At 51.0% G+C, this 13,899-nt stretch carries 10 protein-coding genes; 3 read left to right on the forward strand and 7 right to left on the reverse strand.

What is annotated here, in order from left to right:
- Nucleotides 1-17: 17 nt before the first annotated feature.
- From WC959_07325 to WC959_07350, 6 genes are all read right to left on the reverse strand, one after another.
- Nucleotides 18-374 (reverse strand): hypothetical protein, encoded by a 357-nt coding sequence (locus WC959_07325; protein ID MFA5688942.1) that lies wholly within the window; start codon nucleotides 372-374, stop codon nucleotides 18-20.
- On the reverse strand, nucleotides 328-2,850 hold the full coding sequence (gyrA, locus tag WC959_07330; protein MFA5688943.1) for a DNA gyrase subunit A: 2,523 nt from the start codon (nucleotides 2,848-2,850) through the stop codon (nucleotides 328-330). The genes WC959_07325 and gyrA overlap by 47 nt, the downstream gene beginning before the upstream one ends.
- A 25-nt stretch (nucleotides 2,851-2,875) precedes the next feature.
- Entirely contained in the window at nucleotides 2,876-5,320 is a 2,445-nt protein-coding gene (gene gyrB, locus WC959_07335; GenBank protein ID MFA5688944.1) for a DNA topoisomerase (ATP-hydrolyzing) subunit B, read from the reverse strand.
- Nucleotides 5,321-5,634: 314 nt separating this feature from the next.
- On the reverse strand, nucleotides 5,635-6,078 hold the full coding sequence (locus WC959_07340) for a universal stress protein (protein MFA5688945.1): 444 nt from the start codon (nucleotides 6,076-6,078) through the stop codon (nucleotides 5,635-5,637).
- Nucleotides 6,079-6,249: 171 nt separating this feature from the next.
- A complete protein-coding gene (locus WC959_07345; GenBank protein MFA5688946.1) occupies nucleotides 6,250-7,074 on the reverse strand; it encodes a class I SAM-dependent methyltransferase in 825 nt (274 codons plus the stop codon).
- A 70-nt stretch (nucleotides 7,075-7,144) separates the two neighbouring features.
- The gene (locus WC959_07350; protein ID MFA5688947.1) at nucleotides 7,145-8,050 is read right to left on the reverse strand and encodes an inositol monophosphatase family protein; all 906 of its coding nucleotides are present in this window, start codon (nucleotides 8,048-8,050) and stop codon (nucleotides 7,145-7,147) included.
- A gap of 114 nt (nucleotides 8,051-8,164) precedes the next feature.
- Between WC959_07350 and WC959_07355 the strand changes: the two genes are divergently transcribed.
- Together WC959_07355 and WC959_07360 are read left to right on the forward strand one after the other, a co-directional pair.
- The gene (locus WC959_07355; protein ID MFA5688948.1) at nucleotides 8,165-9,070 is read left to right on the forward strand and encodes a PTS sugar transporter subunit IIA; all 906 of its coding nucleotides are present in this window, start codon (nucleotides 8,165-8,167) and stop codon (nucleotides 9,068-9,070) included.
- 226 nt (nucleotides 9,071-9,296) lie between these two features.
- Nucleotides 9,297-10,712 carry an SLC13 family permease gene (locus WC959_07360; GenBank protein ID MFA5688949.1) on the forward strand — a complete coding sequence of 472 codons (1,416 nt, stop codon included), beginning with the start codon at nucleotides 9,297-9,299 and terminating at the stop codon, nucleotides 10,710-10,712.
- Between the two features lie 216 nt (nucleotides 10,713-10,928).
- Here WC959_07360 and tkt read toward each other — a convergent pair whose 3' ends face one another.
- Nucleotides 10,929-12,911, reverse strand: a complete 1,983-nt coding sequence (gene tkt, locus WC959_07365; GenBank protein MFA5688950.1) for a transketolase — start codon at nucleotides 12,909-12,911, stop codon at nucleotides 10,929-10,931.
- Between the two features lie 116 nt (nucleotides 12,912-13,027).
- Here tkt and WC959_07370 point away from each other — a divergent pair, with 116 nt between their 5' ends.
- The gene (locus tag WC959_07370; protein MFA5688951.1) at nucleotides 13,028-13,867 is read left to right on the forward strand and encodes a PHP domain-containing protein; all 840 of its coding nucleotides are present in this window, start codon (nucleotides 13,028-13,030) and stop codon (nucleotides 13,865-13,867) included.
- The last annotated feature ends 32 nt before the right edge of the window (nucleotides 13,868-13,899 follow it).

Below are 13,899 nucleotides of genomic sequence, written 5' to 3' on the forward strand. Positions count from 1 at the left end.
TTTATGGCGATTAAATTTTATCCGCCGGAACGCTTGACGGCGTAACCGAGTTTTTTGAGTTCTTCAACCAGCAGATCGCGGTGTTCGCCCTGAATTTCAATAACACCGTTTTTCACCGTGCCGCCGGTGCCGCATTGCCGCTTGAACTGCCCGGCCAGCTTTGCGAGTCCGGCGGGATGCGCCGGAATTCCGCTGATGACGGTTACGCCGGCGCCTTTGCGTCCTTTGGTTTCGCGCCCGACCCGTACAACGCCGGCGTTTTTAACTGCCGGCGCAGGTGCGCCGGCGGGTTGCTTTTTCGGCGGCAGGCTGGTGCCGGGAGCGGATTTACTCCACTCCGGCGTCAGATTCAGGCTGTTCAGATTGAGTGTCATTGGTTCCGGTTTCTTCAATTCCGGCGCCGGAATTTTCTTCATCTGACTTTTCTTCTTCCGCATCCAGCACGGCAGCGGAGACAAGTTTATCGCCTTCATTCAGATTGACCAGGCGCACACCTTGCGTGTTACGTCCGATCACGCGCAGATCGCCGGCGCCGATGCAGATCATCTGTCCGTTTTGCGAAATGAGCATGATCCGGTTTTCATCGGTCACCGCGTGCGCACTGACGACCTTGCCGTTGCGCTCCGTCGTTTGAATGCTGATGATGCCTTTGCCGCCGCGGTTTTGCAGGCGGTATTCATCGAAGCTGGTGCGTTTGCCGTAACCGTTCTCGGTAATTGCCATCATGGTGGCCTCTTTATTGACGACCTCAATCGAAACGACCTGATCGTCATCTTCCAGCGTTACGCCTTTTACACCGCGGGCGGTGCGGCCGATCGGGCGCGCATCTTTTTCGTTGAAACGAATCGCTTTGCCGTTGCGCATGCTGAGGATAATCTCGTCGCTGCCGGAGGTTAACTGCACGCCGATAAGCTGGTCGCCTTCATCAATATTGATGGCGTTAATACCGCCGGCGCGAATATTTTTGTATGCCGAAAGAACAGTTTTCTTGATAATGCCGGCGCGCGTTGCCATCAGCAGGTTGTGCTCGCTGTCGTCCAGTTCACGCACGCAAATAATGGCAGCGAGTTTTTCCTCCGGTCCCATCTCAATCACGTTCGCGAGCGCGCGTCCGCGCGACTGGCGGCTGCTTTCCGGCACATGATAGGCCTTCAGCCAGTACATACGTCCGCCCTCCGTGAAGCAGAGCAGATAATCGTGCGTTGACGCCGTAAAGACGTGTTCCACAAAATCCTCTTCTTTGGTGTTCATTCCCACAACGCCTTTGCCGCCGCGGCGCTGCTGCCGGTAGGTATCAACCGGAACGCGTTTAATATAGCCGGTATTGGAAAGCGTGATCACGCACGCTTCGTCGGCGATCAGGTCTTCAATATCAATTTCACCTTCATCCACTTCCAGCTGCGTGCGGCGCGGCTCGCCGTATTTGGCTTTGATTTCGAGGAGATCGTCTTTGATGACGCCGTACAGCTTCTCTTCATTTGCGAGCAGATCGAGCAGATAGGCGATTGTTTTTTGCAGCTCATCATATTCTGCCAGAAGCTTATCGCGCTCCAGTCCGGTGAGCTGATAGAGGCGCATTTCAACGATGGATTTCGCCTGAATTTCGGTCAGTTGAAAGCGCGATATCAGTTTTGTCTGTGCTTCATCACGGTCTTTTGATTCACGGATGAGGCGCACGACCTCATCAATATGATCCTGCGCAATCAGCAACCCTTCCAGAATGTGTGCACGTGCGCGGGCTTTTTCTAAATCAAATGTTGTACGGCGTGTAATGACGTCGAAGCGGTGATTAATGAAGCACTGCAGCAGCTCTTTCAGATTCATCACTTTCGGGCGGTTGTCATCAATCGCCAGCATGATGGCGCCGAATGTGCAGGCAAGCTGCGTATGCTTGTAAATATTGTTCAGCACCACTTTGCCGATCGCGCCGCGTTTCAGTTCGATGACGATGCGGATGCCCTGTTTGCCGGATTCATCGCGAATGTCGGAAATTCCTTCCAGCCGTTTTTCACGCACAAGTTCCGCCATCTTGGTGATGAGCGATGCTTTGTTGACCGTGTACGGAATTTCAGTGACGATAATCCGCTCGCGCCCGCCGGTGCCGAACTCTTCAATCTCCGCTTTGCCGCGCATACGGATGCGTCCGCGGCCGGTGAGGTACATGCTCTTAATGCCGCTCAGTCCGTGTACAATTCCGGCGGTCGGAAAGTCCGGGCCTTTTACAAACTGGCACAGGTCTTCCACCGGCGCGTCGGGATGTTCAATCAGATAGATTGTGCCGTCGATCACTTCGCTCAGATTGTGCGGCGGGATATTGGTTGCCATGCCGACGGCGATGCCGGTGCTGCCGTTAACCAGCAGGTTGGGAATGCGCGCCGGCAGAACGGTGGGCTCCTGCAGTGTTTCGTCGAAGTTCGGCCGCATATCCACTGTATTTTTTTCGATATCGGCGAGCATATCTTCCGCCTGCGGCAGCAGTTTACACTCGGTGTAGCGGTACGCCGCCGCGCGGTCGCCGTCGATGGAGCCGAAGTTTCCCTGACCGTTGATCAGCATGCAGCGCATCGAAAAATCCTGTGCCATGCGCACGAGTGTGTCGTACACCGCCGAGTCGCCGTGCGGGTGATAATTACCGATCACTTCACCGACCACTTTCGCGCATTTCACAAACGGTTTGGAGGCCGTCCAGCCGCGTTCTTTCATGGCGAACAGAATACGCCGGTTGCCGGGTTTCAACCCGTCGCGCGCGTCGGGCAGGGCGCGGCCGATAATCACGCTCATCGAATAATCGATGTAGGCGCGCTGCATTTCATCTTCAATATTAATCAGATCAATACGTTCTGTGTTCATTATGCTCTATTTCCTGTGCGTTAAATTAAATGTCAAGGTGCTGAACGTTCAGTGCGTTCTGTTCAATGAATTCGCGGCGCGGCTCAACTTCATCACCCATCAGAATGGTGAACATCCGGTCGGCTTTCACAGCGTCTTCGAGAATCACGCGCGTCATTTTACGGTTCGCCGGATCCATCGTCGTTTCCCAAAGCTGATCCGGATTCATTTCGCCGAGACCTTTGTAGCGCTGAATGGTCAATCCTCTGCGTCCCGATTCGCGAGTGGCGGAGAGCAGTTCAAGCAGCGAATGCAGCGGAACTTTTTCACCTTTTTCGTTCTGCAGAAAATAATTTACATCGTCCAGGCACCGGAGGCTGCGTGACGGAAACCCTCTCTGCGTTAAGTCGGCAATCAGTTTTTCCAGACGCTCGGTGGCATGAATCTCCTGCGAGTAGAATCCCGGCGCACCGGTGAACGAATCGGAAAATTCCAGTTCCGTCCCCAACTGCTTTTCGGTCTGCTCGCGCAGTTCACGCAGTTCAGCGTCGTTAAAAACGAAATGTGTTTCGGGGCTGCCGTCACCGCGGTCAATGATCACCGCGCTGGTCGGAAGCCGGCCGTCTTCCGTCAGTTTGCCCATGTAGCGGTCAAAATCAACACCGCGCCGGTTCAGCTGTTCGGCAACGCGCTCAACATCGCTCAGTAACAGCAGCACTTCCGGCAGCTGTTCGGATGTCAGCAGCGTCCGTCCGGCGGTGCAGATCAGTGTTTGATCTTCCGAGCCGAAGTCGAGCAGCATACGCGTCAGCTGCGCGTCGCTGTCGACATATTCCTCGCGTTTCTTGCGTTTAATCTTATACAACGGCGGCTGGGCGATATAGACATATCCGGCCTCAATCAGCTGCGGCATCTGCCGGTAGAAAAATGTCAACAGCAGCGTGCGGATGTGCGCGCCGTCCACGTCGGCATCGGTCATGATGACAATTTTTGTATAGCGCGCTTTACCGAGATCAAACTCATCGCTGCCGATGCCGGTGCCAATCGCTGTAATCATTGTGCGGATTTCTTCATTCGCGAGCACTTTATCCAGGCGTGCTTTTTCAACATTCAGCACTTTGCCTTTGACCGGCAGAATCGCCTGAAACTCGCGGTCGCGACCCTGCTTGGCGGAACCGCCGGCGGAGTCCCCTTCAACAATATAGAGCTCGCACATGGCCGGATCGCGGCTCGAACAGTCCGCCAGTTTGCCAGGCAGTCCGCCGCTTTCCAATGCGCCTTTGCGGCGCGTCAGGTCGCGCGCTTTGCGCGCTGCATCGCGCGCGCGCGCGGCCATAACCGCTTTTTCAATGATGTTGCGCGCGACCGCCGGATTTTCCTCAAAGTAGGTTCCGAGCTCTTCGTTCAGTACCGCTTCGACGATTCCCTGAACTTCACCGTTGCCAAGTTTTGTTTTTGTCTGCCCCTCAAACTGCGGGTCAGGAATTTTGACACTGAGCACCGCTGTAAGGCCTTCGCGAATATCTTCGCCGCCCATTGCCTGTTTATCATCCTTCACCAGTTTATTGTTTTTTGCATACTGGTTTACGGTGCGGGTGAGGGCGCTGCGAAAGCCGGACAGATGTGTGCCGCCTTCAATCGTATTGATGTTGTTCGCGAAGCTGAACAGGTTTTCGTTATATGAGTCGTTGTACTGCATGGCAATTTCAACGGTGACTCCGTCGCGTTCGCGTTCAAAATAAATGACGTCCGGATGAATCGGCGTTTTGCCGATATTCAGATGCGTGACAAACTCACTGATGCCGCCGCTGTATTCAAAAATTTCTTCGCGCGGCGGTTCTTCCTGCGCCAGGCGAATGCGTACGCCGCGATTTAAAAAGGCCAGTTCGCGCAGGCGTGACGCCAGAATATCCCACTGGAAGCCTTCATGGGTGAAAATCTGATGATCCAGTTTAAACGTGATCTTCGTGCCGGTTTTCTGTGTTTTGCCAATCACCTCCAGCGATGTCGCCGGCGCTCCGCGCTGATAGCGCTGATGATGCACTTTGCTGTCGCGGCACACCTCAACCTCAAACCATTCCGACAGCGCATTGACGCAGGAAACGCCGACGCCGTGCAGACCGCCGGAAACTTTATACGAATCGCTGTTAAACTTACCGCCGGCATGCAGTTTCGTCAAAGCCACCTGCACTGCCGGAACACCTTCCGTCGGGTGCATGTCTACCGGGATTCCACGGCCGTCATCGATCACCGTCAATGAGCCGTTGGAATTAATCGTTACATGAATGTGTGTGCAGTAACCGGCGAGTGCCTCATCGATAGAGTTATCCACCACCTCATAAACGCAATGATGATATCCGCGTGCGCCGGTGTCGCCGATGTACATCGCCGGGCGTTTGCGGACGGCTTCAAGCCCCTCAAGAACGGTAATTTGACCGGCGCTGTATTCGCCGGATTTTTGGGTTTTGTGCTCCAGATTTTCGTTCGACATGCTGCTCCTTTTCCTCCTCAAACTTTAAATAATTCACTATGCCGGAAACGTTGCAAAATAGCGAACAAAAACAGCGGGAAAAATAATATAAAAACCATTGAAAAATAAGCGTATAACGCGCTTTTTTAACTTGATTTTTATAAACGGAAAGCGCCGGAGAAAATTCTGCCGGCACCTAAAGAAAAATGATTTAAACCGGAATTATTTTTAACCGCAGATAACACGGATATATACGGATAATTTCACTGGACTTTCACCGGCGTAAATTGCGGCAGAGAATCATCCGTTTCCATCCGCACTATCCACGGTTCAAATCAATGCGCCACCGGAATCAGAAGCACCGGAATTTTGCTTTTTTTGAGAATGCTTTCACTGGTACTGCCGATCAATATCTTTTGCAGCGCACCGTGACCGTGAGAACCGACGATAATTAAATCCACGCTCTGCTTTTCAGCCTCTTTGATGATGGTTTTTGCCGGTGACCCGGTACGCAGCAGCGGCGTTACTTTTACGCCGCAGGCTTCCAGCGCTTTTGCATCTTTATTCAACCGGACATGTTCGGTTTTATGATCCACCGGAATTTCGTAGAGCACTTCAATGCCGGTACCGCTTATACCCATATCGGGGAGCAGCACCGGAGTCGGTTCAACGTGAATCAACAGAACCTCGGCTCGCAATTTTTTTGCATAGGTCTTCGCGGCTTTGAGCACCGCTTCGGTTGCGGTGGAAAAATCAATGGCTGTCATAATTTTCATCATGGACCTCCTTATTGAGTTTGCCTCGATTATCGCTGTCCGGCAGGACTTGTAAACTGAAAACCTGGAAAGGTTTCGTTCTAATTGATGAAAAAATGGTAGGGCGGGTTCAATGAACCCGCCGCGGACGCCTCATCGAAACGTCTCTGCCGCCGCCGTATAATTAATTTGAATTTATTTTACACCAATAATATATGCAACCCAGCCGAGGGAGTTTTCATATCTTGTACGTTTGCGGTAAATTTCGTCGGATTCGCCGTCTTTGGTCCAGCCGTGCAGATAAACTTCGGCGGATTTAAATCCGGCGTCAAGCAGCAGTTCCTGAATTTCCGGCAGTGTCCACAGCCGCCAGTCGTAGGCAAATGCTTTTTTAATTTTTCCGGCACCTGGAATTTTAAAGTGGATGTAATTAATGACGTGATGATTGATCACATTATATTCGGCCTGATCCCAGATATAGGTAAACGCCGGAATTTTTGTGCCGTCGGTTGCGGTGTGCTTTTCGATTTCACGCGGCTCCGGTTTTGCTTCAATGGATTCTGTGCCGCCGTAAAGATCAAGAATGAACAGGCCGTCTTTTTTCAATGCCGTACGCGCTTTTTTAAAATAGGTGCGCAACAGATCGCGCGTTTTAAAAATGCAGTAGGAAAAATTGAGCGCGAACAGCAAATCCGCCGCCGGTGTTTTTGTTGTCAGCACATCGCCGCAAACCAGTTCAATTTCGCCGCTGTTATCATTCAGATATTTCAGATTATGCTCGGCGCCCCAGTCAAGCGTCGGCTGATCAATATCCACGCCGTATGCATAATTTTCCGGCGAGCGGTTGACCCATTCACAGGCGAGGGCGGCAGTGCCGCAAAAATCTTCGCGGATAATTTTTGGTATGCGCCGGTTTTTCGTTTTAAAAATGCGGACTGCAAAGTCAAGATCGTGCTCAGCACCCTGCACAGCCGCTTCATAATAATAGTGTAGCTCGTCTTTACTGATTCTTCTTTTCATGTAGTTGCCGGCTCAATAGTCTCAGTGAATGATGATTCAAAATTTTTAGATCTTTCGTGCGTCAGATATTTTAAAAATATTTTTCAACCAGCTGCTTCAGTCCGGCATGAATTTCCGGCGTGGAACAGAGAAAACGTACGCCGTGAGTTTCGGCGCGCGGAGTTGCGGTGCAGCATGCGCCGGCGCGTTCGGCAATCAGTCCGGCGGCGGCAACATCCCAGAGATACAGTCCGGCTTCAAAAAATGCGTCCGACCGTCCGCACGCTACATGACAGATATCAATCGCCGCCGCGCCGAGAATGCGAATTTTATTCACGCGCGGTGCAGCGGCGGTGAAAAATTCAATCGTGCGCGAATCAATATCTTTTGTCAGCCCAGTGAACAATGTTGCGTGTTTTAAATCTGCAATACCGGAGGGGTGAATCGGCTCGCCATTACACAGCGCCGGTCCGTCAATCGTTGCGATGTAGCAATCATTTAACGGCGGAATATATACGCAGCCGGCGAGAATTTTTCCGCTGCGGCGCACGGCGATGGAACAGCACCAGAACGGAAAATCATTGGTGTAATTGGCAGTGCCGTCGATCGGATCAATAATCCATTCATAGTCGCCGGTATTTTCGGTCGCACTCTCTTCGCCGAGAATGGAATGTGCCGGGAATTTTTCGAGGATTATTTTTTCGGCAATGTGCTGGCTTTCACTGTCCATCACCAGTTTTATATCGTGATCAAACTGCTGCGCGACCTCTTTGCGCCGGTGGATATTTTTTAATGCAAAATTTCCGGTGGTATGCGCCGCCGCCGTGCAAACTTCAAGTAAGATTTGATTTGGAATTTCAATCATCCGGCAGAAGGTACCGATGAATCGCACGAACAGCAAACGGAATGAAAAAAGTTTTTTATTTTCCGGCGCTTTAAAAACTGTATATCTGGATGAATGAACTGCAGATATCACGGATGAAAACGGATTTTTCACAATGAAACACATTGAAAACACTGAAGACTATTTCTGTGTGCTTTGTGTATTCCGTGGTTCAAAACTCATCTGTTTATATCCGCGGTAAGATTGATAATAGTGCAGGGAGTACGAATGGACATTCAACTGAACAACTATCTGAAAAAAGAAAATATAATTTTTGAAATTGATGCGACGACGCGCAATGCTGCGCTGGATTTTCTCACCAAACAACTTGAAAAGTCCGGCGGCGGGTTTAATTCCAGTGCCGCGATTGCGGCGCTAAAAGAACGCGAGAATGTTCTGCCAACCGTGATTGCGCCCGGCGTTGCACTGCCGCATGCACGGCTGGCCGGGAGTGAACAGCCGATGATTGCGATTGCCACGACGCGCGCCGGAATTCTTTTTGATATTGATCAGCCGCCGGTGCATCTGATTCTGCTCGTACTCACGCCGAAGAATGATCCCAGCTCCTATTTGCGCGTACTTTCACTGCTGGTTTCCATTCTTAAAGATATTAATGTGCCGGAATTTATTTCCACCGCTACCGCCGATTCAATCACCGCACTGTTCAATGCCGCCGCCGGAAACGGAAAAGATTACCTGGTTGCCGCCGATGTCATGAACAGTGAGCCGATCACGCTGCTTGAAAGTGATACGCTGCAAAAAGCGATTGCCACCTTATCAGCATGCAGGATTCTGGATGTGCCGGTCATTGATGGAGAGGGCGATATGCGCGGTGTGGTCAGCACGGAAGATATTCTCCGGCAGAGCCTGCCGGAACATCTGCTGTGGCTGGAGGATTTAACGCCGATTCTCCGTTTTGAGCCGTTTGCCGAAATGATGAAAAAAGATAACGAAACCAAGCTCGCTGATTTTATGCGCGAAAATTTTGTTTCGGTCGCACCGGAAACGCCGGCGGTACAGCTCGCAAAAATTTTTCTGAAACGCGATGTGCGCCAGATTTATGTACTCGAAAAACGCCGGCTCATCGGCGTAGTCGATCTCAGCGGATTTTCAACCAAACTTTTCTGGGCTTAACTTTCGGGTCATCGGAGAATTTCATGAAAACACCGAAAATAAAACATCTTGAACCTCTGATATCACGGATGGAAACGGATATTTACAAAGAAAGATCGAAGAAAAGGGATGTTTTTTGATGGAATTCACTGGATAAAAATGGAAGCCGGTAATTCTGTCTGAGATATTTTTTATCCGCGTAATCCGCGGTCACATTCCATAATAATTTTAACAGCGGAGTGGAAGTATGCATAATGATGATCATAGTGGAACACTCGGCAGAAAACAGATGATGTTGCGCATGGCAGCGCTGCTGTTCATCAGCGGCGGAATCGGATTTTCCGGCGTCAGGCTGGGATTAACGATCCAGCAGGCCGCCGCTACATCTGTTTTTCTCGCCATCATTCTCGGCACACTGTTCTTTTGGGGCTTCCGGCTCGCAATCGCATTTCTCGGCATTGGTGTGCTGATTTTCACCCGGTCACTTGACATCGACCACTTTGTAAAAGAAGCCTCCCTGCCGGTCATTCTGTTTTTAGTCGGCATGATGATCATTGTCGGCGCACTGCGCGACCTCGGTTTTTTTACCTGGATTGTACAAAGTATCATTTCTATTCCGAAAATCACCGGCAGAAAATTTCTCACTGTCACCGCTGTCGCCTCAGCGCTGCTTGCGTGCGCGGTTGATGAGGTGACATCCATCATTTTCATTTCCACACTCGTCTTTCAGGTTTGCAACCGGCTCAAGCTGAATCCGGCACCGTACATCATCATTTGCGTACTTTGCACCAACATCGGCAGCGCCGGAACCATGATGGGCAATCCGGTCGGAATTTATATCGGCACTAAGGCTCACCTCACATTTTCTGATTTTATTTACTGGGCATTTCCTATCATGCTCGTCGCGCTTGCTTCCTGTATCGTCATCACCATGTTCTGGTTCCGTAAAGCACTCGATGAATTTGACGTACGCCTCAAAGAGCGTATGGAGCGCGACCTCAGTCTGGTACCGAAAATCAAGGTGCCTTACATCAAAGGGCTCATCGTTTTATTGTTAACGCTCATCTTTATTGCACTGCACCACACTCTCGAAGAATGGCTCACGCTTGACTCGAACAGCATCCTGCTCGTCGCGCCGCTTGCCTGCGCCGGAATTATCATGATCTTTAAACGCGATCGCGCGCGCCATTATGTTGAAAACGAAGTCGACTGGTGGACGCTGCTCTTTTTTATGCTTCTGTTTGCCATCGCCGGTACACTTGCATATACCGGCGTGACGCGCCTCATGGCCGACGGATTCACGGCAAATTTTGGCACCGATCTCAATGTGCTGATTCCCGTTATCATGGCCACAACTGCTATTGGATCGGCATTTGTCGACAATGTTATCTTTGTCGCCGCCTTTGCGCCGGTTGTTGAGGCGCTCGGCGAAAGCGTCAAAGTCATGCCGCTGTGGTGGTCGTTACTTTTCGGTGCATGTTTCGGCGGCAACATTACGCTGATCGGCAGTACGGCGAATATCGTTGCTCTCGGTATGCTTGAAAAAAACTTTAAAACTAATGTCACATTCTTTCAGTGGCTTGGCATCGGTGCGCTCTCCGCATTCGTTGCCTGTCTGATCGCCTGGGGCATGCTGACGCTTATGGCACCCATGATGCCCTAAGGACATTGCCGATTTCCGATTGATGATTTTTTTACATGGCAGGGCGGGTTTGATGAACCCGCCGCGGACGTCGCATCGAGGCATCCCTGCCGCAGTTGCAAATTAAAACGAATTAAAATCCGTTTATATCTGCGTAATCCGCAGTTAAAAAATTGCCGATTTTTTCAACACGCCGGGAGGTAACGCTCCACCATTTGTGTGTTTTTTGTAGCAATGCTAATTCAGCATCTGCTTCGCGGTGCTGTAAACATTATCGACGGTGAAACCGAATTCTTTGGCAAGAACCCCGGCGGGGCCGGATGCTCCGAAATGGTTAATGCCAATAATTTTTCCGCCGGCGGAATATTTTTCCCAGCCGCTGGTTACGCCGGCTTCGATAACAAGCCGGCTGGTATTTTCCGGCGGCAGAACTGAATTTTTATACTCGGCACTCTGAGCTTCGAAAAGTTCCCAGCTCGGAAAGCTGACAATACGGACGTTTTTACCTTCACCGGCCAGTTTTTTGCCGGCATCAACGGCAATCGAAACTTCGGAACCACTGGCGATCATAATCATGTCGTGATCGGTTTTAGAATTTTCCCAAATAACGTATGCGCCTTTCCGCAGATTTTCTGCCGGCGCAAATTCGCTGCGGTCGAAGACCGGCAAATTCTGACGCGTAAGGAGCAGGGCGGTCGGACCGGTTTTGTTTTCGAGCGCGGCGACCCAGGCAGCTTTTGTCTCCGTGGCGTCAGACGGGCGAATCACCGTCATATTCGGAATAATGCGCAGGCTCATGGTTGTTTCTACCGGCTGATGTGTCGGGCCATCTTCACCAACATAAAAACTGTCATGCGTATAGACATAAATCACCGGCTGATTCATCAGCGCGGCGAGCCGCATTGCCGGACGGACAAAATCGGCAAAAACATGAAACGTTGCGCCGAAAATCCGGAATCCGCCATGCAGCTGGACGCCGTTCATAATTGCACCCATTCCAAGTTCACGCACACCGAAGTGGAAGTTACGGCCTTTAAATGACCTTCTGCCGATATCGCCCATGCCGTTCAAATAGGTGTTATTGCTCGGTGCGAGGTCAGCAGAACCGCCGACGAGATACGGGATTGCTTTAGCTAAATCCTGCAGAACTTTGCCCGAGGCAGCGCGCGTAGCAATGGATTTACCGGCGTCAAAGTCACCGATTTTTTTCATCAGATTCTTCGGCAGTTCGCCGGATAAACCGGCACGCCACTCGGCCGCTTTTTTCGGTTTCGCCTGTTCAAAAGCTGCGAAAATTGAATTCCAGCCGGCTTCGGTGGCAGCGCCTTTTTGTGCGGCCTCAGCGAATGCGGCATAAACTTCCGGCGGCACAAAGAATTTTTCCGGCGATATGCCGAGATTGGCTTTAGTGAATGCAATTTCTTCTTCACCAAGCGGCGCGCCGTGCGCTTCGTGCGTACCGGCTTTATTCGGCGATCCGCAGGCGATGGTCGTGCGGCAGATGATCACGGACGGTTTTTTTGTCTGCGCCTGTGCCGCTGCGGTAGCAGCGGCGATTTCCTCATAGTTATGTCCGTCGATTTGCTGAACGTGCCAGCCGTAGGCCTGCATCCGTTTTTTTACATCGTCGGTGTACGTAATGCGCGTATCGCCTTCAATAGAAATAAAGTTTTCATCGTAGAACACAATCAGTTTGCCGAGGCCGAGATTACCCGCCATGGAGAATACTTCGTGCGAAACACCTTCCATAAATTCGCCTTCACTGGCGAAAACGTAAGTGAAATGATCGACGAGTTTATGATCTTTGCTGTTAAAACGCTTAGCGAGCATCTGTTCGGCAATGGCCATTCCAACCGCGTTGCCGCAACCCTGTCCGAGCGGACCGGTAGTGGTTTCAATGCCGACGGTGTGTCCAAATTCCGGATGCCCCGGCGTTTTACTGCCCCACTGCCGGAATTTTTTTAATTCATCCATCGGCAGATCATAACCGGCGAGATGGAGCAGACTGTAGATGAGCATCGAGCCGTGACCGGCGGAAAGGATGAAGCGGTCGCGATCCGGCCAGTGCGGATTTTTCGGATTATGTTTTAGAAACTGTGTCCAGAGAACAGCGGCGATATCAGCCATGCCGAGCGGCAGACCGGGGTGTCCGGAGTTCGCAGCCTGAACGCCGTCCATTGAAAGTCCGCGAATTGTATTGGCAACCAGTTTGATATCCATGTTTTACTCTCCTCGTTAAGTTAAAAATTATTTTTCATTAAACCAAAATTGGTGCCGGTTGACCAATGAAAAGCGGCATGAGCTGAAATGAAAGAAGATAGAAAGAATTTTTTACAGTGATTGATCTGCATCTCCATTCTATTTTTTCCGATGGCACGAATACGCCGGAAGAACTGATTGAATTGGCATCCGCTGCCGGTTTATACGCGGCAGCCCTGACGGATCATGATACGACTGCCGGACAGAAGCGCTTTGCCGCTGCGGCGCAGCGCGTTTCTATCAAAACCGTTACGGGAATTGAATTAAGCGCTGATTTCGGTGCGGTGCCGCTGCATATTCTTGGTTATGACTTTGAGTTGCAGAATGCTGAACTGCAAACTGCACTCGAATTCATTTGCATCGCGCGGGCGGAACGCAACGAACAGATTCTTAGCAACCTCAACCGTCTCGGTTACGAGCTGACAATGAGTGATATGCAAAAACTTGCCGGCGATAAGATGATCGGCCGGCCTCATTTCGCTGCCGCACTGGTTAACGCCGGCCATTTTAAAACCATAAAAAAAGTTTTTATGCAGCTGCTCGGAAAAGGACGGGCGGCGTATGCTGAGCGGCAGCGGTTTCCGCCGGAACAGTGTATTGAATTAATTCGCAACGCCGGTGGATTTCCAGTGATTGCGCATCCGGGACAGATGGATATTTCCAGCGGTGCGCTCCGGCGGTTAATTGAACGGCTTTTGCCGCATGGACTCGCCGGACTGGAAGTCTGGCATGCATCGCATAAAGAATCGCAGTCTGCTGCATTTTTACAGCTGAGTAAAAAATATAATTTAATTGCCACCGGCGGCAGCGACTTTCACGGTAAACATACGCCGTATATAAAAATCGGCACCGGTTATGGCACTCTCAGTGTACCGGATGAAATATTTTCTTTATTCAGTCACAGGTCGAAGGTCTGAAAATTATGTTTTCGTTTTTTGACCTTTGACGT

It is taken from the genome of Kiritimatiellales bacterium (genome assembly GCA_041656295.1).
In the GTDB taxonomy this organism is placed as follows: Bacteria; Verrucomicrobiota; Kiritimatiellia; order Kiritimatiellales; family Tichowtungiaceae; genus Tichowtungia.